Here is a 22,203-nt window from a genome sequence, read left to right as displayed (position 1 = left end):
ATTCATCCCACGGCCTCTGTGACAGGGATGCCAAGGGCGGTGTAGCCGTTCATGACGGCGATGCGGACCTGGACTTCCGCGACTTGTCGGTCGAAGTCCCGCGCCATGAGGCGCTGCCCCAGCAATTTAACGCAGTGCATCTTGGTTTCGACGCGGCTTCGGCGGTGGTATCCGCTCCAGTTTCGCCAGATCGCKCGACCGAGATATTTCGAAGCTCGCAGGGCCTCGTTTCTGGCCACGGCACCCGCAGTGACGGTCTTCCACGGCTTGGCGTTCTTGCGGGGTGGGATGACGGCATTCGCCCCGCGGTCAGCGATGGCGTCGTGGCATTTGCGGGTATCATAGGCACCGTCTGCAGTGACGCTGCCGATCGCCTCGTCCGCCGGAATYTGGTTGAGCAGATCGGGCATCACCGGCGCATCACCGATGTGGCTTCCGGTAATCTCGAGCGCCCGAACCTCCAGCGTTTGKTCGTCGATCCCAAGATGGATCTTGCGCCAAACCCGCCGCTTGGGCCCACCATGCTTGCGTGCGTTCCACTCGCCTTCACCCTCGACCTTGATGCCSGTGCTATCGATCAGGAGATGCACTGGGCCGTTGGAGCCACGATACGGGATGTTCACGGCCAGCGTTTTCTGGCGGCGCGATAGCGTGCTGAAGTCGGGCACCGCCCAGTTCAAACCGATCAGACGCAACAGGCTCTCGACGAACCCGGTCGTCTGGCGCAACGCCATGCCAAACAGAACCTTCATCGTCAGGCATGTCTGGATGGCGGTATCGCTGTAGGTTGGCTGTCGGCCGCGTTTGCCGGTCGGCGCAGCATCCCAGATCATCTCTGGGTCAAACCAGATCGTCAGCGAGCCACGGCGCTTGAGCGCTTCATTATAGGCCGGCCAGTTCTTGGTCTTGTAGGTTGGCGGTGTGGGTCTGCTCATGTCGTCCAGCTACCACGCTGGACTCACGACATGAATCCCTCACCGGATTTGTGCAACAGAGCCGCTGGTCGGTCTACCGGGTGCAGAAGTATATCGGTCACGGATCGGTGGTGACGACGGAACGCTACTACTTCCGGTATCTCTCACAAAAGCAGCAGAAGATCGCGAATGCCGACGGCAACGTCGGTCTCTGATGGCACATCGACACCTCGGCTCGAAGCCCCGCCCGGAACGGCGGGGCTTCGTCGTTTGCGGCGGGCTCGAATTAGCGGGCTTCAAGGCCAGATTGCATGGTGACATGGCATAGCCGGTGCACGCGGCGATGCACAAAGTCGTCATAGTATGACAGGTTTCGGACGTCGGAGCCAATCACGACCCAAGCGGCTAACTACCCAACAAACTATGTAGATCAGGATGTTAGTGGCGGGGCACGCGGGATAGCGATGAGAACTACGTTTACTCTATAGCCCTCCATGACCCTCTAAAATAGCCCGGCGACCTATCCAGATGCCGTGAGCAACACACAAGGATCATCCTCCGGCGTGAGGATTGTGGTGCGTAGCTTTGCGCGTGTAACGCTGACGCGGAAATTCTGTCGAGCCTGCATCATCGGCCCGGCAGCAATATTCTCACGCACGATCCGGTCGAAGTTGGCCACGACCTTGCCTTTTGCACGCCTTGGCCATCCCTCGAAGATGATGACCTCATCGAATTGCTTCCCCTTGGCCTTGTGCATATTCATCACCACCACGCCGGTTTCCGGCTTGTGCGCCGTGGCAAAATGCTCCTGCACAAAGGATTGCCGCGTGATGGCAAGAGCATTGAGATAGCCGCCGGTATCTCGCCAATCTTGAGTTAAGCCCTGCCGAAGCTGGGTGCCGCGCTCGAGCAGGCGGACGTTGCGAACGTCTCCAGCTATCGCCCGCAATCTCGCACAACCGCCGGCCTCCAACGCCGCGCGGATCGCAGCCCAATCGCGGTCAGGATCGCCGGTCAGGCCAACATCTAGGGCGGTCGCATAAACCGCGGCAGTCGCGTTCAGCACGGAGTTTTTGGGAGGTGCCTTCCCCACTGCCAAGCACTGATTCCATTTCCCGAGCGCTGCATTGAGACGCGCCGCTTCCGTCAGATCGCCCGCTGTCGGCGCTGCGCCACCCCGGCCATGGTAGTAACTACAGAGCAGGTCCAAGAATTCGTCGAAATGGCCGGCATGACGCCCCTGTTGAAGCAGGAAGGCTACGATCTCCGCCGCGAGAATCGGCCCATCCATATCAACGGCCGCCGTATGTCCGATTGCTGGCACCTGCCCAAAGGGCTCGCGCAACACATCCGACACCAACCGGGTCATCTTCTTCGTAGGCACAAGGATCGCGAGCGACCAATTAGGTTTGCCGCTGTCTATCAGACGCTTGCGTGCTTGGAGCACATGACCAACCAAGCTAGCAAAGGCTTGGTTCTGGTTCGATTTAAACCCCTGAAAAGCGATGCCACTGTAGTTGCTTTGCCGGAATTTCCCGCTCAGGACATCGTTACCGAACAGGGCGATTTCGGTGCCTTTGCTGCGGTGGTTGTCTCCGGCTAGGTCATGTTCTGAGGGGTGAAACGCGGCGCGAAAATGATCCAAGCGTTCGGGGTCAGCACCGATGAAGTCGAATATCCGCTGCTCGGGATCAGCCAGTGCGATTAGTGTGCTGTTCGCGCCAAGCGCCTGGACTACGCGCCATTGATCCGCGCTAGTGTCCTGAAACTCATCGAGGATGATAAATGGATACATGGTTGAGATCAGTGTCCGAACCTTCGCCGAACCATGCAGCAACGTCGCAACCCGGTCGGCGAAAAGATCGAAACAGACCCGGCCTTCCTCCTTCGCCAGACGGTTCCGTTCAGCCTCTTCGCGCGCTTTCTTTTCGGCCTTCTCCGCGTCACTGAGCTTGGAGTTGGCCTTGTAGCCACTCCGCACCGCCGATAGGGCGATGGCCTCGTTAGGTGGTGTCAGGATCGCCAGCCGGCGCGGAAAGCCTACGAGATAGCCGTGCGTCTTGAGGATGCGCCAGAAGAACGCATGGTAGGTGTCCACCTCAATACGTCGCTTTTCGTCTCGTGAAATCCGGCTTTCCTCATCCATGGCCTCCAGGACGCGGGATACGGTTGCACGGGCGAAGCTGAGAAAAAGGATACGTTGCTCCGGTCGCAATGCCTCACGCGCGATTTTCGCTGCCTTGAGGATAGAAACCGTGGTCTTGCCCGATCCGGGGCCGCCGGTGACGAGTTGATAGCCGTCCGTGGCAAGCACATCCTGTTGGGCCTTCGTCAACTCGACCATAGCAGAGCACTCTAGCCAAAAATGTCAGCGAACAGGTCGCCACCATTAGCGCCCGCCGCCGGCGGCGCCGGCGGAGGATCGCATCGCTTGCGCAGTTCGATGCAGGCATCGCGTATCCATTGCGGAATCTCCGCCTCCGTGCATTGGGCGAGAAACTCCGCAATTCCCCAATTTCCCTTGGACCAGCCAAAATATGCCTTAAGAGCGGCGACAGCTTGAGCTTTGGGGTCAGGATATTGCGCGAGTAGATGCGGCGGCCAATCTAGCATCTCTGCGAACCGCCCAAGCGCGGCCGCCGTTGTGTTGTTCAGCACCAGATCCTCGATACCCTTTTCCTCGTGCATGAAAAGATGCTCAACTTGCGCCTCGATAGCTCCTTTGGCGGCATCGGTCTGCTTATCGCAAACCGCGAAGGTCCGCTTACCAAGACGTCGGTAAAGCAATGCCAGATCGGCAATCTGGCTTTCGCTACCGGCGTCGATGATGCACAGCCCCAACGCTTCCAGAGATGAATAGATTGCCGGGTTCAACTCCGCTAGCCGGCGCGCCGCTGCCGGAAAGGCGGTCGCCTCGGTCGCCCCCTCTGCGATCAGCACCCGCCGGGCGAGCAGCCCTTCGCAGAAACGTGTGCGGAACTCCTGGCGATAGCGCTTGTGTTTCACGCTGTCAGGCAGCGCGATCTTCGCTTGGCTGAGGTCGCCGCCGTCGGAACGCGCCAAAATTACGGTTTGCTCCAGCCCGAACTCCTCCAGCACATAGGGAGAGTGGGAGGTGATGATCGACTGCGCGGAGAGCTTGCGTAGCTCATGCACGATGCGCTTCTGCGCATAGGGCGGGATCGCGGTCTCGACCTCCTCCATAGCGAAGATCACGTTCTGCTTGTCCTCGGCAATTTGCGAAAGCATCGCCAGCACCAGCATGTTGATGGTGCCCGTGCCCTGTCGGTAGAACGGTGCCGCATGGTCGCCGTTGCCCGTGGCTATGAACGCGGTCACGACCTTGCGCAGATGCTCACGGGTGAGGCTGGATACTTTGAGGTGCGGCTTCGCTCCCCATTCTTGCGGGACATATTTTTTCAAAGACGTGTTGATACTTTCCAAGACGCCGGAAATCCCCAGCTCCGGGTCACTCGCCACGTCAAAGCCCGCGAGCGTCGCGATGGTTGCTTCCCACATCTGCGGCCGGATTTCCTTTAGGCGCAGGATAATGTCGAGCAGGCTGCCATGTTCGAGGCTGAGAGCGCGTGATCCGGTCCTGAGCGAGCGCAGATAGAGGAACCCGCAATGCTGCTTGTCCTTCTTTGAGAAGGTCGCTGGGGGATCGTCCTCCGTGAGACTGCGCGTGTAGTAGGTGTTGCCGTCGAAATCATCCTCATCGAAGTTGTATTCGCCAATGAATGTTACACGCAACGCTGCCACGATTGCGGCGGCATCGACACCTGCTGGGTTAGCCTCTGCATAAAGATCGCCGGTCTCGACGTTCAGCCACTCGATATGTCCGCCGAACCGCGCCTGCTGTTCGATGGAGAGATGAACGATAGTGACGTTAATCCTGATCTTGGGAGCATCGCCCTCGACGGCGTTCTCGCCCTCCGGCACGGCGGCGACATAACGACCCTGCCAGAAATCATGCTCATCCACGGGTGGACGACGGTTGAGGCGATCCGGTCCCAGAACTAGGTCGATGGCCTCGATCACCGACGACTTTCCCGTATTGTTGTCACCGATGAGCACCGCATGATCGGGCAACACGATTGTAGCCGTGCGGATGCCACGAAAGTTCTCGATGGCCACAGAGTAGATTTTCATTGCTCGCCCCCAAACATGGCAAAGTCGCTCGCCCCACTCAGGCATTTCTTCCTTGTTTGCCCACGACCCGCCGTATCATTTCGATATTCGATTTCACGGTGCTTAGAAAGGACTGAGCCTAAATCTCAGTTGCAAGGCGAAGCGGACTTGCTGCGCGGACGAGGCACTTCCGCATGGTCACGTGAAGACCTCGCCCGGCATTATGCGGCGATCAGTGTGTCAGGGCCTTCGGCTTTCCGGTTTCCCACATCCTGATCCTGTTCATACACCCGGCCGCCGCTTTGCTCTGGCCGGGCCGGTTGCTTGGGGGCGCTGCCCCCTGGCGCGGCACAAGGGCGGCCGGGCGGTATCCCCGACCTTCCGCGCGGATGCCAGCATCGCACCTTCGTCACGACTTCGATCCGCTTGTGCAGGCCGGGTGATCCCCCTCCGCCCGTCCGCCCTTGCACCTTGCACCCCCCGGTCTCGCCGACGGGCAGGGTTGCAGCGCAGCGCTGCGCTCCAACCCGAGCCCATGAAAGGAAAGACCATGACGACGAAGACACAGACCCCGACCGTTCCCGAACATGGCGAAACGGTCTTCATCCCGCTCAACAAGCTCAAGAAGCACCCGCAGAACGCCCGGAAGACCCCGCACAGCGAGGCGTCCATCGAGGCGAAGGCGGCGAGCATCGCCGCCAAGGGCATCCTGCAAAATCTGGTGGTGGAGCCGGAAACTGATGCGGAGGGCGAGCCGACCGGCTGCTATCTGGTGAGTGTCGGCGAAGGCCGCAGGCTGGCGCAGTTGCTGCGCGCCAAGCGCAAGGAGATCAAGCGGACCGAGCCCGTCCGCTGCGTCATCGACACGGCGAACGATCCCGCCGAGATCAGCCTTGACGAGAACGTGACCCGCGAAGACCTCCACCCCGCCGACCAGTTCGAGCGCTTCCGCGAGCTTGCGGAAACGCGCGGATGGGGCGCGGAGGAAATCGCGGCCCGCTTCGGCTTCACCGCGCATGTGGTGAAACAGCGGCTTCGCCTTGGCGCGATCAGCCCCAAGCTGATGCAGGTCTATCGTGACGGCGATCTGACCTTGGATCAGTTGATGGCCTTCGCCATTACCGAGGACCATGCCCGGCAGGAACAGGTTTACGAAAACCTGTCCTACAACCGCGAGCCGTGGATCATTCGCCGCGACCTGACCGCCAGCAACGTGGCGGCAACCGACCGGCGCGCGATCCTTGTCGGCGCGGAAGCCTATTCGGAGGCGGGCGGCACCATCATCCGCGACCTGTTCACCGAGGATCGCGGCGGCTTCTACGAGGATGCCGCGTTGCTCGACCGACTGGCCCTCGACAAGCTGGAAGGCATCGCGGCGCAGGTTCAGGAAGCCGAGGGATGGAAATGGGTTTCGCCCCATATCGACTGGCCCCACGCCCATGGACTGCGCCGCACCTATCCGCAGCCGGTGGAGCTTTCGGAAGAAGACAAAGCCGCCTACGACGCCGCGCAGGAGGAACTTGAACGCCTGTCGGCGGAATGGGAGGACGCGGACGTGGACCTGCCGCCGGAAGTGGATCAGCGCTTCGCGGAGCTTGAAGCCGAAATCGAGCGGATCGACGGCAAGCGTCATGCCTATGAGGCCGACGAGATCGCGCGCGCTGGCGTGTTCGTGGTTCTGAACCATGACGGAGAAGCCCGGATCGAGCGCGGGTTCATCCGCCCCGAGGACGAAGCCCCGGAACCGGAGGAACCCGACGCGGAGGACGGCAGCACCGTCATCGACGGGGTGCGCGTCAACGCCCATGGCGAAGTCATGGACGATGGCGAGCATGACGAGGACGGGAACCATGTTTCCGCGCTCGAGCCCGAGGACGAGGATGCGGAGGAAGACGGCAAGCCGCTGTCGGACTCGCTCATCCGCGACCTGACTGCGCATTGCACCCTTGCCCTGCGTCTCGCCCTTGGCGAGCAGCCGGACATGGCGCTAATCGCCGTCACCCATGCGCTTGCCGCGCAGACCTTCTATCGCGGTGGCGGGGATGCCCATTGCCTCGAAATCCGCCCGACGAGCAGCTACCTCGCCAGCCACGCGGACGGGATCGAGGACACGGCGGCGGCGAAGGCATTGGAGGATCGCCATGCCGGATGGGCGGCAGACATGCCGCGCGACGTGGCGGACCTTTGGGGCTTCATCGCCGGACTGGATCATGCCAGCGTCATGGCCCTGTTCGCGCATTGCGCTTCGCTGACCGTCAATGCCGTCAAGCAGCCGTGGGAAACCCACAAGCGCCATGCGCTCGCCACCGCCGACAGGCTGGCGACGGCGGTGGCGCTCGACATGACGGCGCACTGGACGCCCACGGTTCGGGCCTATCTCGGGCGTGTCACCAAGGCGCAAATCCTCGCCGCCGTGCGCGATGCCCTTGGCGACGAGGCGGCGGAGCGGATAGCGGACAGGAAGAAGCCGGAAATGGCGGAAGCCGCCGAGCGGCTTCTGGCCGGAACCGGCTGGCTGCCGCCCGTGCTGCGCACTGAACGGCCCGCATGGCTGGCCGACGAGCAGCCGAAGGCTTCCGCCTTGGCCGAGGACATGCCGGACGCCGAGAGCGCCGAGGCCACGGAGGACGAGGCTTTCCCCGTCGCGGCGGAATGAAAGGTGGGCCGGGGTCGCGCAAGCGGTCCCGGTCTTCCGCCCCCAAAAATCGCGGCCGCGCGGCTTCCCCGCGCGGCCGGATGACCTCGACAGTTTGGAACGATAACGGCACCATAAAGATGCGCAGCGACGGTGTTGACGACTGCGCGAAAGGCGGTGCTGCAAAGTCAAAGGAACAAAATCATGGTCGCCGTCATGTTCATGAGCGTTGCGCTGGTCGCGCTTCTCTGCCTTCTCGCCTACACGCTCGCCATTTACGCGCTACCCTTCTTCGTCGGGCTGGCCGCCGCGCAGTTCGCCTACCAGACCGGCTCCGGCCTGATCGGCGCGGGGCTGGTCGGGCTGTTCTCCGCAGGCGTCGCCTTCGGCATCCTGGCCGTGCTGTTCGAGACGATCCGCACACCTATCATCCGCCTGATCGTGGCGCTTGTCTTCGCCGCGCCCGCCGCCGTGGCCGGTTATGCATTGGTCCATGGCATCACCAAGGAAGCCGTGCCGTCCGAAATCTGGCGGCAAATCTTCTGCATCGTCGGCGGCGGATGCGTCGGCATCGCGGCATGGATGCGCCTGGCGACGGGCGTCGGCCAGCTCTCGGGTTAGCCGTGTCGCGCGATGCTGATCCTACCTTCGCCAGTTCTGTTTGAATTCATCGTCAAACCACATCTCCACGTCATAAGAGACGGAGGTGGTGGTGCGGAAATCAAGGTAAGATGAATAATTCTGCTGGACCCATGACAGGAAGCTGCCGAAGCTCAACTGGTCTGCCGGAGTGGACGAAAAGCCAGATTCTTTCCGCCATTGATGGCACAAATGCCGGACAGCCTGTTCGCATTCAGCTTTTTTCACGCGTGGTCCCCGTTCGCCGCGAAGATCACGATTTCAGGCTCCCAACCGGCAGAAAGCTCCGGTGGACTCACCGAGTCCAGATCGAGGGCTTTGTTGCACGGCCCGGCTGCCGGGCGGACTGCCCCTTTCCCCTGACGGACTTATCCTACGGGTTTCGTGACGGGGATTCCGAGTGCGGTATAACGGTTGAGCACGGCGATGCGGACCTGGAGCTCGGCGACCTGTCGCTCGAAATCCCGCGCCATGAGGCGCTGCCCCAGTAGTTTCATGCAATGCATCTTCGTCTCGACGCGGCTGCGGCGGTGGTATCCGGTCAGGCGTCGCCAGAGGGATCGGCCCAGGTACTTCGACGCCCGCACGGCCTCGTTTCTGGCCATGGCGCCTGCGGTGTCCGGCTTCCATGGCCGCGCGTTCCGACGGGGCGGAATGACGGCATGGGCACCGCGATCGGCAATCGCATCGTGACAACGGCGGGTATCGTAGGCGCCGTCGGCCGTGACCGAGCCGATCTGCTCGTCCGCAGGGATCTGACCGATCAAGTCCGGCAACACGGGCGCATCGCCAACATGGCTGCCGGTGATCTCGACGGCCCGGACCTCCATCGTCGCTTCGTCGATACCCAGATGAACCTTGCGCCAAACGCGCCGGCGGGCACCGCCATGCTTGCGGGCATGCCACTCGCCYTCCCCKCKGACCTTGATSCCGGTGCTRTCGAYCAACAGGTTCAGCGGCCCATCTGAGCCGCGGTAGGGAATAGTCACGGACAAGGYCTTCTGGCGCCGGCTCAGTGTGCTGAAGTCGGGCACCGCCCAGTCGAGGCCGACCAGGCGCAGGAGGCTTTCAATGAACCCGGTCGTCTGTCGGAGCGCCATGCCGAAAAGGACTTTCATCGTCAGGCATGCCTGGATCGCGGCGTCGCTATATAACGGCTGCCGGCCTCGCTTGCCGGTCGGCGGCGGCACCCAGACCATGTCCGGATCGAACCAGATCGTCAGGGAACCACGCTGCTTCAGCGCTTCGTTGTAGGCCGGCCAGTTCTTTGTCTTGTAGCTCGGCGGGATCGGTCTGCTCATGCAGGACAGCTACCACGCTGGATTCACGAGATGAATCCCTCACCCAGTCTTTGCGCAACAAAGCCGTGCCGACCCTTTCGGAAGGGGGCAGATCGCGGCTATTCACCAACGCCGCGATCCCAGACCATGGCCGCCGTGCTTCGCCACGCCGTCGACATACTCGCGGAGAGCCGCGTCACCGCCGATGACCGCGAGCGACCGGCCCATCGCGAAACTCCGGTTCCGCGCCCCGTCGACAATGCCGCCAAACGGAACCGCCGTGGACGGCATCGGCCAGAGGGTGACCCCGACCGCGGCCCTGCCAGAGCTTCAGGCGTCCCGGAAACAAGCCGCGTACTGCAGACGCTTGCAAAACATGAGGTCTGCGTGTTGGCTGGCGTAGTCAGATCAGGGCCGGGCACCGACTTGTTCTGCCGGCGGTCCGACGGACATTGCAAATCGATACCGACAGTTTGAAAATCGCCGTCATTCGGCCCAGAGAATGGATCCCGTCCGTATTAAACTTTCAGATCTCGAAAGCGTCGAGAGATTTGCCTTCGTTCAGGGCATCCTTGATCCAGGCCGGCTGACGTCCGCGACCGGACCACGTCTGCCGGGGATCCTCGGGGTTGCGATATTTCGGCGGATTTTTCTTTCCCGACTTCTTCTGCGCGGCGATGATCTCATCCAGAGAAAAGCCATGCTCCCGGGCTGCCTTTTCCGCAGCCGCGCGCGCGTCCGCCCGACGACGCTCTTCGAGAGACCCAAGGGCCTTGTCAATGTCCTGACGCAGGCTGAGCAATTCTTCACGGGACATGTTGTCGATGTTCTTTGCCAAGGGCTCGTTCCTCATTCATTGATTCGCTGGAATTAGCCATATGAACAAAACAGACGGCTGGCAATGGGAACGGGGCCTAAAACGTGCACCGGCAATAGTGCCGTTCCATCGCCTATTGGGCGGCGATCGACTCCGGATCGGCCAATGTCACGATGTCATCCATGATCCTGGTCATCTCGAAATCCTTCGGCGTGTAAATCCGCGCGACACCCTTGCCTGCCAGAAGGCGCGCGTCGGCTTCCGGGATAATGCCGCCGACCACGACCGGCACGTCAAGGCCCTCTTCCCGCAAACGAGCCATGAGATCGCCGACCAACGATACATGACTGCCGGACAGAATCGACAACCCCAGCACATGCGGCGCCTCTGCCTTTACCCGCTCGACGATTTCGGCGGGGGTCAGCCGAATTCCCTCATAGCTGATCTGCATTCCGCAATCGCGCGCGCGCGCCGCGATCTGTTCGGCGCCGTTCGAATGACCGTCCAGCCCCGGTTTGCCGACCATGAAGCTCAGCCTGCGGCCGAGCCGGGCCGACACGGCATCGACGCGTTCGCGGACGGCGTCGAGCTCCTGAACCCGGTTCGAAGGCGCCGCAGACACGCCTGTCGGGCCACGATACTGCCCGAAGGCCTTGCGGATCATCTCTCCCCATTCACCGGTCGTGGCGCCGGCCCTGGCGGCCGCTATGGAGGGCGGCATGATGTTCGAGCCGTCCCGCGCCGCCTGCCGCAGGGCCTCCAGAGCTGCGTCGACCCGGGGCTGATCGCGGGCCGCGCGCCATTGGGTCAGGCGGTCGATCTGATCAGCCTCCGCCGCCGGGTCCGCGACCATGATCGCCTCCGGCCCCGAGGTCAGAGGCGACGGCTCTCCGTCCCGATAGCGATTGACGCCGATCACCGGCGTGCTTCCGCCCTCGATCCCCAGAATGCGCGTTCCGTTGGACTCCACCAGACGCGATTTCATGTATTCGATCGCGCCCACCGCACCGCCCATGGCGTCGATCTGCGCGAGTTCGGCCCGGGCGCTTTCTTTCAGCTGTCCGACCTTTCGTTCGATCGCCGGATTGCCGTCGAATAGATCGTCGTATTCCAGAAGGTCGGTCTCGAAAGCCAGGATCTGTTGCATTCTGAGCGACCATTGCTGATCCCACGGGCGTGGCAGGCCCAGCGCCTCGTTCCAGGCAGGAAGCTGAACGGCGCGGGCACGGGCGTTTCTGGACAGGGTGACGGCCAGCATTTCTATCAGGATGCGATAGACGTTGTTTTCGGGCTGCTGCTCGGTCAGCCCGAGAGAATTTACCTGCACGCCGTAGCGGAAACGACGGTATTTCTCTTCGTCCACGCCGTAGCGCTCTCGGCAGATCTCATCCCAGAGATCGACGAAGGCACGCATCTTGCACAGTTCGGTGACGAAACGGATGCCTGCGTTCACGAAAAATGAAATCCGCCCGACCATTTCGGGGAAGTCGTCCGGATCGACCTTGCGCCGGAGATCGTCCAGGACGGCCGTGGCGGTGGCAAGCGCGAAGGCAAGTTCCTGCTCGGGCGTCGCCCCGGCCTCCTGCAAATGGTAGGAGCAGACATTCATCGGGTTCCAGCGGGGCAGGTGTTCGCGCGTATAGGCCGCGACATCCGTGATCATCCGAAGGGACGGTTCCGGCGGGCAGATATAGGTGCCGCGGCTCAGGTATTCCTTGATGATGTCGTTCTGGACCGTACCCTGCAACGCAGCGACGTCCGCGCCCTGCTCTTCTGCCACGGCGATATAGAGCGCGAGGAGCCAGGGCGCCGTAGCGTTGATCGTCATCGAGGTGTTCATCTGCTCCAGCGGAATGTCCTGAAAGAGCATCCGCATATCGCCCAGATGGGCGACGGGCACGCCGACCTTGCCGACCTCTCCGCGGGCCAGTTCGTGGTCGCTGTCATATCCCGTCTGGGTCGGCAGGTCGAAGGCCACCGACAGTCCGGTCTGACCCTTGGCAAGGTTGCCCCGATAGAGCGCGTTGGACGCGGTGGCGGTGGAGTGGCCCGCATAGGTGCGGAATAGCCAGGGGCGGTCTTTGGTGGGGCGCTCGGACATCGTTGGCCTTTTCGAAACTTCGTTCCGAGGCGTGATACGCGCAACAATGTTTCGTGTCCAGATGCTGCGAGAGCGAAGACGGTTTCGCATCGGCGGCACGGCGAAAGGCTTTCCAAACCCGGCGCCTTTCGCCACAGGTTATGCGATGTTCGATCCGGTGACCCTTCCATTCTGGCTGTTCTGGCTGATCCTTCTGTTCGCCGCGGTGACAGCGCTCAGCCACGTGTTCATTCCTCCGGTGCGCTGGTTCCTCCGGCGGCGACTGGAAAAGGCGGTGGCGCGCCTGAACCAGAGGCTGGCGCAACCCATCCAGCCGTTCAAGCTGCTCCGCCGGCAGGACATGATCCTGCGGCTCAGCTACGATCCGGCGGTCCTGCAGGCGGTTCAGGACCATGCGCGCGCGACCGGCATCCGCGAAGATGTCGTCCATACCGAAGCCCGCTTCTACGCGCGCGAGATCGTACCTTCGTTCAGCGCCTCCGCCTATTTCGGCTTCGCTATCCGGGCGGCGCGCTGGCTTTCCACCCGGCTCTACGACGTTCATCTGGCGCGCGTCGATGAGGCGGGGCTGGCCGCGATACCGAAGGATGCCACGGTTGTCTTCGTGATGAATCACCGATCGAACATGGACTACGTGCTGGTCACCTATCTGGCGGCCGAGCGTTCGGCCCTGGCCTATGCGGTGGGGGAATGGGCGCGGATCTGGCCGGTATCCCGGCTTCTGCGGGCCATGGGGGCGTATTTCATCCGCCGCCGGTCGCGCAACCCGCTCTATCGCCGGGTGCTGGCGCGCTACGTGCAGATGGCGGTGTCGGGCGGCGTGACGCAGGCGATCTTTCCGGAGGGCGGTCTGTCGCTGGACGGGCGCGTCGGTCCGGCAAAGCTGGGCTTGCTGAGCTACATCTCGGAGGTGGAAACCGAACGCGAGATCGTTTTCGTCCCGGTGTCTCTGAACTACGACCGGGTGCTTGAGGACAACGTGCTGATCGACGCGGGCCGGTCGGGAGAGCGTCGGTTCCGCGGCTCCTTTCGGACCGGCACGGCCTTCGTGCTGCGCTGGTTGTGGCGGCGGGTCTTCGGGCGGGTGCGCCGCTTCGGCTGGGCGGCCGTGACGTTCGGAACGCCGCTGTCGCTGTCCTCCGTCGCGCCGGGCGACGTGAAGGGGCTGGCACGGGAGTTGATGGCGCGCATCCGCGACGGCGTTCCGGTGCTGCCTGGCCCCCTGGTGGCCGCGGCACTGCTCGACGGCGTGACCTCGCGCAGCGCGTTGCACGAATGGGTCGGGATCCGGGCGCGCGCGCTGGCGGGGCAGGGCGTCTACGTGCTGCTGCCGGAGGGTGCGGTGGAGCGCACGCTTCACATGCTGCAGCTTCGGCGGCTGGTGACCGTCCGCGACGGCGAAATCGCGCTGGCGGACCGCGCCGGAAAGGTTCTTCCGTTCTACGCGGCATCGGTTCCGGAAAGCGATGCTGCATCGCAGGAGGCAGACAGGCCGCCGCCGCTCGTCGGGACATAAAGTTACCGATATCGCCCATCGTGCTATTGCAATATTGCCCGCCGCCCCATAATCCGGGGCAAGCAGAACGGTGCCGCACTGCGGCAGAGACGGAGGGCAAGATATGCCGATGGATGCCGACACGATGAGCAAGGCCGAGGTCAAGGATCTGTACGACGTCGGGGAGATCCCGCCACTCGGCCATGTGCCCGGGAAGATGCACGCCTGGACGATCCGCCGCGAGCGGCAGGGCGAACCCGACCAGGCGTTCCAGCTGGAGGTGGTGGACGTCCCGACCCCGGACAGCCATGAAGTGCTGGTGCTGGTGATGGCGGCCGGGGTGAACTACAATGGCATCTGGGCCGGGCTCGGCATCCCGATCAGCATGTTCGACGTCCACAAGGCCCCGTATCACATCGCCGGATCCGATGCCTCGGGCATCGTCTGGGCCGTGGGAGAAAAGGTCACCCGCTGGAAGGTCGGCGATGAGGTGGTCATCCATTGCAACCAGGACAATGGCGATGACGAGGAATGCAACGGCGGCGATCCGATGTTCTCGCCCTCCCAGCGGATCTGGGGCTATGAAACGCCGGACGGCTCCTTTGCGCAGTTCACCTGCGTCCAGTCGCAGCAGCTCATGCCGCGCCCCAAACACCTGACCTGGGAAGAGTCGGCATGCTACACACTGACGCTTGCGACCGCCTACCGGATGCTTTTCGGACACCATCCGCATGAGCTGAAGCCCGGCCAGAACGTGCTGGTCTGGGGCGCGTCGGGGGGCCTTGGCTCCTACGCAATCCAGTTGATCAACACCGCCGGCGCCAATGCCATCGGGGTGATCTCGGAGGAGGACAAGCGCGACTTCGTCATGGGGCTGGGCGCGAAAGGCGTCATCAACCGCAAGGATTTCGACTGCTGGGGTCAGCTGCCCACCGTCAATACCGACGAATACAAAACCTGGTTCAACGAGGTTCGCAAGTTCGGCAAGGCGATCTGGGACATCACCGGCAAGGGCCAGAACGTCGACATGGTGTTCGAGCATCCCGGCGAGGCCACTTTTCCGGTCTCGACTTTCGTGTGCAAGAAGGGCGGCATGGTCGTCATCTGCGCGGGCACCACGGGCTACAACCTGACCATGGACGCGCGCTACATCTGGATGCACCAGAAGCGCATCCAGGGCTCTCACTTCGCCCATCTCAAGCAGGCCGCCTCTGCCAACAAGCTGATGGTCGAACGCCGGCTCGACCCCTGCATGTCAGAGGTGTTCCTGTGGAAGGACGTTCCGGCCGCCCACACGAAAATGCGCCAAAACCAGCACAAGCCCGGCAACATGGCGTGTCTGGTGTCGGCGCCCAAGACCGGCCTGCGGACCGTCGAGGATGCGATCGAGGCGCGCAGGTAGGTTCGCCCCGCCAGAAACAGCCGACGGCCCGCCATGGCGGGCCGTTCTCGTTTTGGACTTCCCCAAAATTGGCGAGGAGAATTTTGGAGAGAGTTTGAGGCAATATGAACCAGTCAACCGCTAGTTAACCAATCATTAACCTTTCATGTCGAAGGCTACTCCCATGCAGAACGACTGGATGCTTCACGTACTCAAGGATCTCAAATCGTTTGCTGAGTTGAACGGGATGGAGGAACTTGCCGGCAAGCTCTCCGAAGCGGCGGTGATCGCGCGCTTCGCGATGATCGAGCCGGCGATGACCTCCCGTGCGGGACAGAATATTCATGCGCTCACGCTTGGAAACAGCAATTGATTCACTTTCCGGCGCGACGGATCGCGCCAGCTTTGCGACCACGGTCCTCAACCTGAGGGACATACTTGAGACCGACCACATCGTCTATCACGCGGTCAATCATCCCAGCCGCGAATACGCCGTGGCGTCCTATTCGGACGCGTGGCAGACCCACTACGCCAAGGAAGCGCTGACCCGCATCGATCCGGTGGTCCGCGGATGTCTCAGCACCTATGGGCCGGTTCACTGGGAATCGCTCGACTGGAGCGGGCGCAGGGCCTCCACGCTGATGGCCGATGCCATAGACGCGGGGGTGGGCAGCAATGGCCTGTCGCTGCCGCTGCGCGGTCCGGACGGCCAATTCTCGGTCTTTTCGATCAGCCATGCGGCGAAGCCGAAGGACTGGAAGCTGAAGATCGATGAGCTTCTGGGAGATGTGATCCTGATCTCTCACTACGTCAATCAGAAGGCCCTGGATCTGGTGGACGACACCAAGACATCGTCCGTCGGCGATCTGTCGCCGCGCGAACGGGACGCGCTGAACCTTCTGGCGGTCGGCATGAACCGGGCGCAGGCTGCCAATTATCTGGGGATCTCCGAGCATACGCTAAGGGTCTACATCGAGAATGCGCGACTGAAGCTGAGCGCGGCCAACACGGTCCACGCGGTTGCGCGCGCCATGTCCCTGGGTCTGCTGTCGCCGTAGGGTAAAACGTTAACGGAGCGTACGCAGCCCACCTTGGGCGTTAACCGCGGCCGGGTCTCCCTCTGTCCACCAAGACAGGGGAAACCACATGATCCGGATCTTCGACGGCGCTCAGATCGACAGCCAACCCGCCCTCCGGGACGAGATGTTCCGCCACCGCGCCACGCAGTTCGTCAACCGCCTGGGATGGCCGCTGGCGGTCGACATCGCCGGGCGCGAGATCGACCAGTACGACGCCATCGGGCCGCTCTATCTCGTTTCCACCGGCGCGGACGGACGCCACCGCGGGTCGCTCCGTTTGCTGCCGACCATGGGGCGCACCATGACGGCGGAGCATTTTGCCCCTCTCGCTCCCGCCGGTTTCGCCGATCCCGGAACGCTGGAATGCACCCGTTTCTGCATCGCGCCCGATGCGCCCGCGACCGTTTCGGCCGAACTTTTTCTGGGCGTGCTGGACTTGGGCCTGTCGCGCGGACTCAAGGGGGCCTACGGCGTGTTCGACGCCCGGATGATGCGCGTCTACCAGCGGCTCGGGACGCCCACGACGCTGGTTTCGACGCTGGGAGAGGGCAAAGGCGCGCTCTGCCTGGGGTATTTCGACTTCGATCCCGCGCTGCGCGCCGGGCTTGCGGCGCGTGCCGCCGAAGACCGCGTTCCCATGCGGCGCGCTGCCTGATCGGCTCGACCCCGGCCCAGGCGCGGTCTAGAACCGCGTCCATGGCCGACGAACCATCCCTTCCCGCCCTGTCGGAGGACCAGGCCCGCGCAGAAGCGCGGGTCACCGAGATCCTTCTCGGCGCGGGGATCGATCTGGCCCAGAACCGCATCACTCCCCTGACCGACGGCAAGGCGTCGGTCATGGCGGTGACCGGCAAGGCCGGATCCGGAAAGACCCTGCTGCTGGCGCAGCTCTACACTGCGCTGAAGGCCGCCGGGGTCGATGTGATCTCTGGCGATTATGAGTCCCGCCGGCGCAAGGATCGCCGGACCCTGGCGATCCTTGCACCGACGAACAAGGCGGCGAGCGTTCTCAGGACCCGCGGCGTTCCGGCGACGACGATCCACCGCATCCTCTACACCCCCGTCTACGACCCCGAGTACGAGAAGATCGCCCAGTGGCTGGCGGAGGGCGCCGAACGCCCGGTGGTGGAGGGTTTGACGGATCTGGCACTCGACCGGGCACATGCGTTCTACCAGCACAACAACTCAATCCCCGGCGCGCTGGCAGCGGCCGGGCTGCGCGGATCGGACTTCATCACCGGCTGGAAACGCCGCGACGAGCCGCTGGATGTCGGCATGGTGGATGAGTCCTCCATGCTCGACAAGAAGCAGTTCGAGGATCTCCAGGAGATCTTTCCGACGCTGGTCCTGTTCGGCGATCCCGCACAGTTGGCCCCCGTCCAGCAATCCGGTGAGATGGTGTTCGACACGCTTCCCAAGGCCAAGCTCGTCCATCTGAGCCGGATCCACCGGCAGGAGGCGGACAATCCGATCCTGGACCTCGCCCATGCGCTGGCCGATCCGGACCTCAGCTTCGAGGGGTTCGAGCGGATGATCGAAGTGCGCGCCGCCCGTGACGACCGGGTGGTGATGGCGGGGAGGGTCGAGGCGCAGAAGATGGCCCGCTCGCCGGTGCTGGTCTGGCGCAACGCCACCCGCATCCGGCTGATCCACGCGTTCCGCGCGGCCTACGACGCCCCCGCCGACGCGCTGCTCCCGGGTGAGCCGCTGATCTGCGACGGGATCGAGCTGCCCCTGAAGCATCGCAAGAAGCGGATCGACCTGGAGGCGCGCGGCCTCATCAAGGGTGCGCAGATGATTTATGTGGGTCAGGGCAATCGGCCCGGCTTTTCCAAGCTGCATGTCGTCGGCGCGCTGGAGCCGTCGGTCAACGTCGCCTCCATCGTCAAGATCGAACTGCCGGACGAAGAAGAGCCGTTCATTCCCTTCGCCGCCCGCATGGGGGCCACGTTCCTTCACGGCGCGGCCTGCACCATCCACAAGGCCCAGGGATCGCAATGGCCGGAGGTGCAGGTCTTCGCCCCCGACCTCTGGGCCGCGGCGCGCGTGGGACGGATGGAGGCCGGCCAGCCGCTGTGGAAGCGTCTTGCCTATGTGGCGATCACCCGGGCGGAAGAGCGGCTCTTCTGGGTCATGCGCAACCGTCTCGCCCGCCCGACGGAGCCGCTGTCGGTCGATGACCTGAAGGCGCCGCCGCCGCTGCGGCTCGACGGGGGCTGACGCTCAGCCCTGCAGGTATCGAAACACCGCCGAGGCCCCCCATCCGGCGACGACGGCGATGGCAAGCGACAAGAGCCCGTAGAGGAGGGCGTCCTGATGGGCCAGCGCGTAGAGGAACCGCTCCAGCCCGACCTTTTCCACGTTGATCGCCGCCGACGCCTGGGCCACGACCACGCCGTTGCGGGTCAGGAACAGCCGCGAGGTATAGACCCCCTCTACCAGATTGGCGGGAAGCACGACCGAGGTGTCGAAAAGCGTGCTCTCCCGCACGGTCACCGCGCTGATGTTGGTCTGGTACAGCCCGTTGCGTTCCCGGATGCGGATCAGCGCCTCGGTGAACCGGCTGGGATCCTCGACCAGGCCGGAGGCGCCGACCAGGCGGATTGCCTGCTCTACCGTGATCGAGTGGCGCATGTCCGACGTGTGGGTCAGCACGTCGCGCAACGGCCCGGAGCTGTTCACCGCATAGAAGCTGGGGGCGCGGTCGACCTCGACCGTATCGACGTTCACCCAGATCGGTCCCATCCGGTCCTTGCGGCGCAGGGTCAGCGGGGTTTTCGGCCCCTCGATCGTGACGATCACGCCGGGGGGATCCTCTGCCGCCGGTGCGTCGCGCTTGACCGCCCCGAAGATCAGGATCTCCGAACCGTCGAAATTCGCGGAGATCGAGATGCGATTGCGGCTGAGCCCGGCGATCAGCTCTTCCTCTGCCGGTGCCTTCACCGGGACCAGCAGCAGAACCAGGAGCCAGAAGAGACGCGTCATGCGGCGCCCGCGATGGAGTAGAGTTCCGCCGGTTCCAGCAGCAGGTCGAGCGCAAGCTTGCCGCAGACCGCAAGGACCAGGATCGCCAGCAGGATGCGAAGCTGCTCTGCCTTCAGCAAGGTCCCGATCCGCGCGCCGAACTGCGCGCCCACGACCCCCCCGACCAGCAGCAGCAGCGCCAGCATCAGATCCACGGTCTGGTTGGTGACGGCATGGAGCAGCGTGGTGAAGGCGGTGACGAAAATGATCTGGAACAGCGACGTGCCGATCACCACCTTGGTGGGCATTCCCAGCAGATAGATCATCGCCGGCACCATGATGAACCCGCCGCCGACCCCCATGATCGCGGCCAGTACGCCGACCGAGACGCCGACCAGAAGGGGCGGAATGACCGAGATATAGAGCCCCGAGGCGCGGAACTTCATCTTTAACGGCAGGGCGTGGATCCAGTTGTGCTTGCGTCGCTTGGGCGGCTTTCCCGACCGCGCGTTCCTGAGCGCATTGAGGCTTTCCACGAACATCAGCCCGCCGATGGTGCCCAGAAACACCACGTAGCTGAGGCTGACCAGCAGATCGACCTGGCCCATGCCGCGCAGGATATTGAAGATCACGATTCCGATGGCGGCCCCGATGAGGCCGCCGACGAGCAGCACGAGACCCATGGGGAAATCCACGGTCTTGCGTCTGATATGCGCCAGGACGGCCGAAAATGAGGAGGCCACGATCTGGTTGGCCGAGGTCGCGACCGCCACCGCCGGGGGAATGCCGACAAAGAACAGCAGCGGCGTGATGAGAAATCCGCCGCCCACACCGAACATGCCCGACAGGATGCCGACCACGCCGCCCAGTCCCAGAAGCAGGAACGCGTTGACCGAAACCTCTGCTATCGGAAGGTAGATCTGCAAGGCACGCTCCCGCTGGCCGCTGGGGTATCATTCACCGTCTCGCGCGTCCTGACCAGAGGCGGCGTCAGAGGTCGGGCAGAGCGGCCTTGAGAATCCGGGCGATCTTGGCGGCGGCGATCGGGGCCATCTCTTTGGTGTGTTCATGTCCGATGACCTCATCGGACATGCCTGCGGCCATGTTGGTGATGGCCGATATGGCGGCGACCTCCAGCCCCAGGAACCGCGACAGGATCACCTCTGGCACGGTGGACATGCCCACGGCATCCGCGCCCAGGGTACGGATCGCGCGGATCTCGGCCGGGGTTTCGAAGGAGGGGCCGGAATACCAGGCGTAGATCCCTTCGAACAAGGTCTGCCCCGCGCGCTCGGCGGCCGCGGCCAGGGTGGTGCGCAGGTGGGGCGCGTAGGCGTCGGTCATGGGCACGAAGCGGGCGTCCGTGGACTCTCCGATCAGCGGGTTCAGGCCCGAAAAGTTGATATGGTCGTTCAGCATCATCGCAGAGCCGGTGGGCATTCCGGGATCCAGCGAGCCCGCGGCGTTGGTCAGCAGGATGCGGGTCGCCCCGAGCGCCTTGACCACCTCCAGCGGCAGGCGCATCGCGGCGGCGTCGCCGCGTTCGTAATAGTGCGCGCGCCCCCCAAGAACGGCGACCTGCCGCCCCTCCAGCCGGCCGATCACCAGATCCGCCCGGTGCCCCGAAACGCCGGTGCCCGGAAATCCGGTCAGCTGATCGTAGCCGATGGCGATGCCGTCCACGTCATCGGCAAGGCCGCCGAGCCCCGATCCCAGGACCAGAGCGATCTCTACCGGCGTGTCGCCGGCGCGGTCGCGGATGAATTGCGCCAGGTCGGAGGCCGTGCGATCGGGCATGGTCAGCGTTCCTTCACATAGGGTTCCCCGCCGGCGCGGGGCGGGATGGCGCGGCCGACGAACCCCGCAAGGATCACCACGGTCAGGATGTAGGGCAGGGCCAGGACGAAGGCGTTGGGAATCTCGACGATCCCCAGGTCGAGCGTCGAATAGCGGTTCGACACGGCCTGTAGAAAGCCGAACAGCAATGAGGCGAAGAGCGCGTACCAAGGCCGCCACTTGGCGAAGATCAGCGCCGCCAGCGCGATGAAGCCGCGGCCGGCCGTCATGTCCTTGGTGAACCCGGCCGCCAGACCCGTGGCAAGATAGGCCCCCGCCAGTCCGCAGAGCAGGCCGCAGATCATCACGGCGGCATAGCGCAGCCCGGTGACCGACACGCCCGCCGTATCTACCGCAGCCGGATTCTCGCCCACCGCGCGCAGGCGCAATCCGAAGCGGGTGCGGAACAGGATCCACCAGGTCGCCGGAACCGCCAAGAGGCCCACATAGACCAGGATCGTATGTCCCGACAGGGCGTCGGCGTAGAGCGGCCCCAGGATCGGCACGCCCGAGAGCATGTCGGCAAGCGGCAGGTCGATGGGCGAGAACCGGGCGCTGCCGGTCAGTGCCGGCGTGCGAGAGCCTTGCTGGAACCAGTCCTGAGCGATCAGCACGGTCATTCCGGCGGCCAGGAAGTTGATCGCCACCCCCGATATCAGCTGATCGCCCCGGAAGGTGATCGACGCGATGCCGTGGATCAGCGCAAAGACCATCGATGCCGCGATCCCCGCCAGAAGGCCCAGCCAGACCGACCCGGTGGCCGCCGCGACGGCCGCGGAAAAGAACGCCGCCACCAGCATCTTGCCTTCAAGGCCGATGTCGAACACGCCAGACCGTTCGCTGAACAGTCCCGCCAGGCAGGCCAGCAGCAGCGGCGTGGCAAGCCGGATCGTCGAATCGAGGATCTGGACGATGTCGATGACATTCATGC

19 protein-coding genes are annotated in these 22,203 nt (G+C 63.6%); 9 read left to right on the top strand and 10 right to left on the bottom strand.

The genetic code is table 11. The features are described 5' to 3' along the window. Positions 1-2: 2 nt before the first annotated feature. Positions 3-935: an IS5 family transposase gene (locus KW83_RS00620; RefSeq protein WP_036173063.1), complete on the bottom strand. Its 933-nt coding sequence runs from the start codon at positions 933-935 to the stop codon at positions 3-5. Between the two features lie 50 nt (positions 936-985). Here KW83_RS00620 and KW83_RS20840 point away from each other — a divergent pair, with 50 nt between their 5' ends. Next, entirely contained in the window at positions 986-1,129 is a 144-nt protein-coding gene (locus tag KW83_RS20840; RefSeq protein ID WP_161785430.1) for a hypothetical protein, read from the top strand. A 305-nt stretch (positions 1,130-1,434) separates the two neighbouring features. Here the strand turns inward: KW83_RS20840 and KW83_RS00615 are convergent, their stop codons facing one another. After that, positions 1,435-3,258 carry a UvrD-helicase domain-containing protein gene (locus KW83_RS00615; protein WP_036173060.1) on the bottom strand — a complete coding sequence of 608 codons (1,824 nt, stop codon included), beginning with the start codon at positions 3,256-3,258 and terminating at the stop codon, positions 1,435-1,437. A gap of 11 nt (positions 3,259-3,269) precedes the next feature. Then, positions 3,270-5,066 (bottom strand): ATP-dependent nuclease, encoded by a 1,797-nt coding sequence (locus KW83_RS00610; RefSeq protein ID WP_036173056.1) that lies wholly within the window; start codon positions 5,064-5,066, stop codon positions 3,270-3,272. Positions 5,067-5,247: 181 nt separating this feature from the next. Here KW83_RS00610 and KW83_RS00605 point away from each other — a divergent pair, with 181 nt between their 5' ends. Further along, on the top strand, positions 5,248-7,701 hold the full coding sequence (locus KW83_RS00605; protein ID WP_200879636.1) for a ParB/RepB/Spo0J family partition protein: 2,454 nt from the start codon (positions 5,248-5,250) through the stop codon (positions 7,699-7,701). 183 nt (positions 7,702-7,884) lie between these two features. Next, positions 7,885-8,301: a hypothetical protein gene (locus tag KW83_RS00600; protein WP_036173047.1), complete on the top strand. Its 417-nt coding sequence runs from the start codon at positions 7,885-7,887 to the stop codon at positions 8,299-8,301. A gap of 386 nt (positions 8,302-8,687) precedes the next feature. On the opposite strand, the gene KW83_RS00595 is transcribed toward KW83_RS00600, so the two are convergent. From KW83_RS00595 to KW83_RS00585, 3 genes are all read right to left on the bottom strand, one after another. Beyond that, on the bottom strand, positions 8,688-9,620 hold the full coding sequence (locus tag KW83_RS00595) for an IS5 family transposase (protein WP_036173044.1): 933 nt from the start codon (positions 9,618-9,620) through the stop codon (positions 8,688-8,690). Positions 9,621-10,125: 505 nt separating this feature from the next. After that, entirely contained in the window at positions 10,126-10,437 is a 312-nt protein-coding gene (locus tag KW83_RS00590; RefSeq protein ID WP_081904389.1) for an H-NS histone family protein, read from the bottom strand. 112 nt (positions 10,438-10,549) lie between these two features. Further along, entirely contained in the window at positions 10,550-12,517 is a 1,968-nt protein-coding gene (locus KW83_RS00585) for a methylmalonyl-CoA mutase family protein (protein WP_036173037.1), read from the bottom strand. 145 nt (positions 12,518-12,662) lie between these two features. On the opposite strand from KW83_RS00585, the gene KW83_RS00580 reads away from it, so the two are divergent. The 6 genes from KW83_RS00580 (at position 12,663) to KW83_RS00555 (ending at position 18,692) form a co-directional block, all read left to right on the top strand. Further along, positions 12,663-14,033, top strand: coding sequence for a 1-acyl-sn-glycerol-3-phosphate acyltransferase (locus KW83_RS00580; RefSeq protein WP_036173034.1), 1,371 nt, complete (start codon positions 12,663-12,665; stop codon positions 14,031-14,033). 103 nt (positions 14,034-14,136) lie between these two features. Next, the gene (gene ccrA, locus KW83_RS00575; protein ID WP_036173031.1) at positions 14,137-15,414 is read left to right on the top strand and encodes a crotonyl-CoA carboxylase/reductase; all 1,278 of its coding nucleotides are present in this window, start codon (positions 14,137-14,139) and stop codon (positions 15,412-15,414) included. Between the two features lie 163 nt (positions 15,415-15,577). Further along, positions 15,578-15,766 carry a hypothetical protein gene (locus tag KW83_RS00570; RefSeq protein WP_036173027.1) on the top strand — a complete coding sequence of 63 codons (189 nt, stop codon included), beginning with the start codon at positions 15,578-15,580 and terminating at the stop codon, positions 15,764-15,766. Continuing rightward, the gene (locus tag KW83_RS00565) at positions 15,738-16,451 is read left to right on the top strand and encodes a helix-turn-helix transcriptional regulator (RefSeq protein ID WP_036173024.1); all 714 of its coding nucleotides are present in this window, start codon (positions 15,738-15,740) and stop codon (positions 16,449-16,451) included. Before KW83_RS00570 ends, KW83_RS00565 begins: the two co-directional genes overlap by 29 nt. An 88-nt stretch (positions 16,452-16,539) precedes the next feature. Then, positions 16,540-17,127, top strand: coding sequence for an acyl-homoserine-lactone synthase (locus tag KW83_RS00560; protein ID WP_051928072.1), 588 nt, complete (start codon positions 16,540-16,542; stop codon positions 17,125-17,127). Between the two features lie 41 nt (positions 17,128-17,168). After that, positions 17,169-18,692, top strand: coding sequence for an ATP-dependent DNA helicase (locus KW83_RS00555; RefSeq protein WP_036173021.1), 1,524 nt, complete (start codon positions 17,169-17,171; stop codon positions 18,690-18,692). Between the two features lie 3 nt (positions 18,693-18,695). On the opposite strand, the gene KW83_RS00550 is transcribed toward KW83_RS00555, so the two are convergent. The 4 genes from KW83_RS00550 to KW83_RS00535 all read right to left on the bottom strand — a co-directional run bounded on the left by KW83_RS00550 (position 18,696) and on the right by KW83_RS00535 (position 22,201). After that, positions 18,696-19,457 (bottom strand): TIGR02186 family protein, encoded by a 762-nt coding sequence (locus KW83_RS00550; RefSeq protein WP_036173018.1) that lies wholly within the window; start codon positions 19,455-19,457, stop codon positions 18,696-18,698. After that, a complete protein-coding gene (locus KW83_RS00545; RefSeq protein ID WP_036173016.1) occupies positions 19,454-20,362 on the bottom strand; it encodes a sulfite exporter TauE/SafE family protein in 909 nt (302 codons plus the stop codon). Before KW83_RS00545 ends, KW83_RS00550 begins: the two co-directional genes overlap by 4 nt. Positions 20,363-20,426: 64 nt before the next feature. Further along, positions 20,427-21,233: a purine-nucleoside phosphorylase gene (locus tag KW83_RS00540; RefSeq protein ID WP_036173013.1), complete on the bottom strand. Its 807-nt coding sequence runs from the start codon at positions 21,231-21,233 to the stop codon at positions 20,427-20,429. 2 nt (positions 21,234-21,235) lie between these two features. Continuing rightward, positions 21,236-22,201, bottom strand: coding sequence for an ABC transporter permease (locus KW83_RS00535; protein WP_036173010.1), 966 nt, complete (start codon positions 22,199-22,201; stop codon positions 21,236-21,238). Positions 22,202-22,203: the final 2 nt, after the last annotated feature.

Source organism: Palleronia rufa, assembly GCF_000743715.1.
In the GTDB taxonomy this organism is placed as follows: Bacteria; Pseudomonadota; Alphaproteobacteria; order Rhodobacterales; family Rhodobacteraceae; genus Palleronia; species Palleronia rufa.
Note: the sequence above shows the minus strand (reverse complement) of the source record. Positions and strands in the feature narration are given on the sequence as shown.

Excerpts from the sequence above, each read along its gene's own strand:
- KW83_RS00540 (WP_036173013.1), bottom strand. The coding sequence starts at position 21,233 with ATGCCCGATCGCACGGCCTCCGACCTGGCGCAATTCATCCGCGACCGC.
- KW83_RS00555 (WP_036173021.1), top strand. The coding sequence starts at position 17,169 with ATGGCCGACGAACCATCCCTTCCCGCCCTGTCGGAGGACCAGGCCCGC.
- ccrA (WP_036173031.1), top strand. The coding sequence starts at position 14,137 with ATGCCGATGGATGCCGACACGATGAGCAAGGCCGAGGTCAAGGATCTG.
- KW83_RS00550 (WP_036173018.1), bottom strand. The coding sequence starts at position 19,457 with ATGACGCGTCTCTTCTGGCTCCTGGTTCTGCTGCTGGTCCCGGTGAAG.
- KW83_RS00570 (WP_036173027.1), top strand. The coding sequence starts at position 15,578 with ATGCAGAACGACTGGATGCTTCACGTACTCAAGGATCTCAAATCGTTT.
- KW83_RS00535 (WP_036173010.1), bottom strand. The coding sequence starts at position 22,201 with ATGAATGTCATCGACATCGTCCAGATCCTCGATTCGACGATCCGGCTT.
- KW83_RS00610 (WP_036173056.1), bottom strand. The coding sequence starts at position 5,066 with ATGAAAATCTACTCTGTGGCCATCGAGAACTTTCGTGGCATCCGCACG.
- KW83_RS00565 (WP_036173024.1), top strand. The coding sequence starts at position 15,738 with ATGCGCTCACGCTTGGAAACAGCAATTGATTCACTTTCCGGCGCGACG.
- KW83_RS00580 (WP_036173034.1), top strand. The coding sequence starts at position 12,663 with ATGTTCGATCCGGTGACCCTTCCATTCTGGCTGTTCTGGCTGATCCTT.
- KW83_RS00600 (WP_036173047.1), top strand. The coding sequence starts at position 7,885 with ATGGTCGCCGTCATGTTCATGAGCGTTGCGCTGGTCGCGCTTCTCTGC.
- KW83_RS00615 (WP_036173060.1), bottom strand. The coding sequence starts at position 3,258 with ATGGTCGAGTTGACGAAGGCCCAACAGGATGTGCTTGCCACGGACGGC.
- KW83_RS00585 (WP_036173037.1), bottom strand. The coding sequence starts at position 12,517 with ATGTCCGAGCGCCCCACCAAAGACCGCCCCTGGCTATTCCGCACCTAT.
- KW83_RS00560 (WP_051928072.1), top strand. The coding sequence starts at position 16,540 with ATGATCCGGATCTTCGACGGCGCTCAGATCGACAGCCAACCCGCCCTC.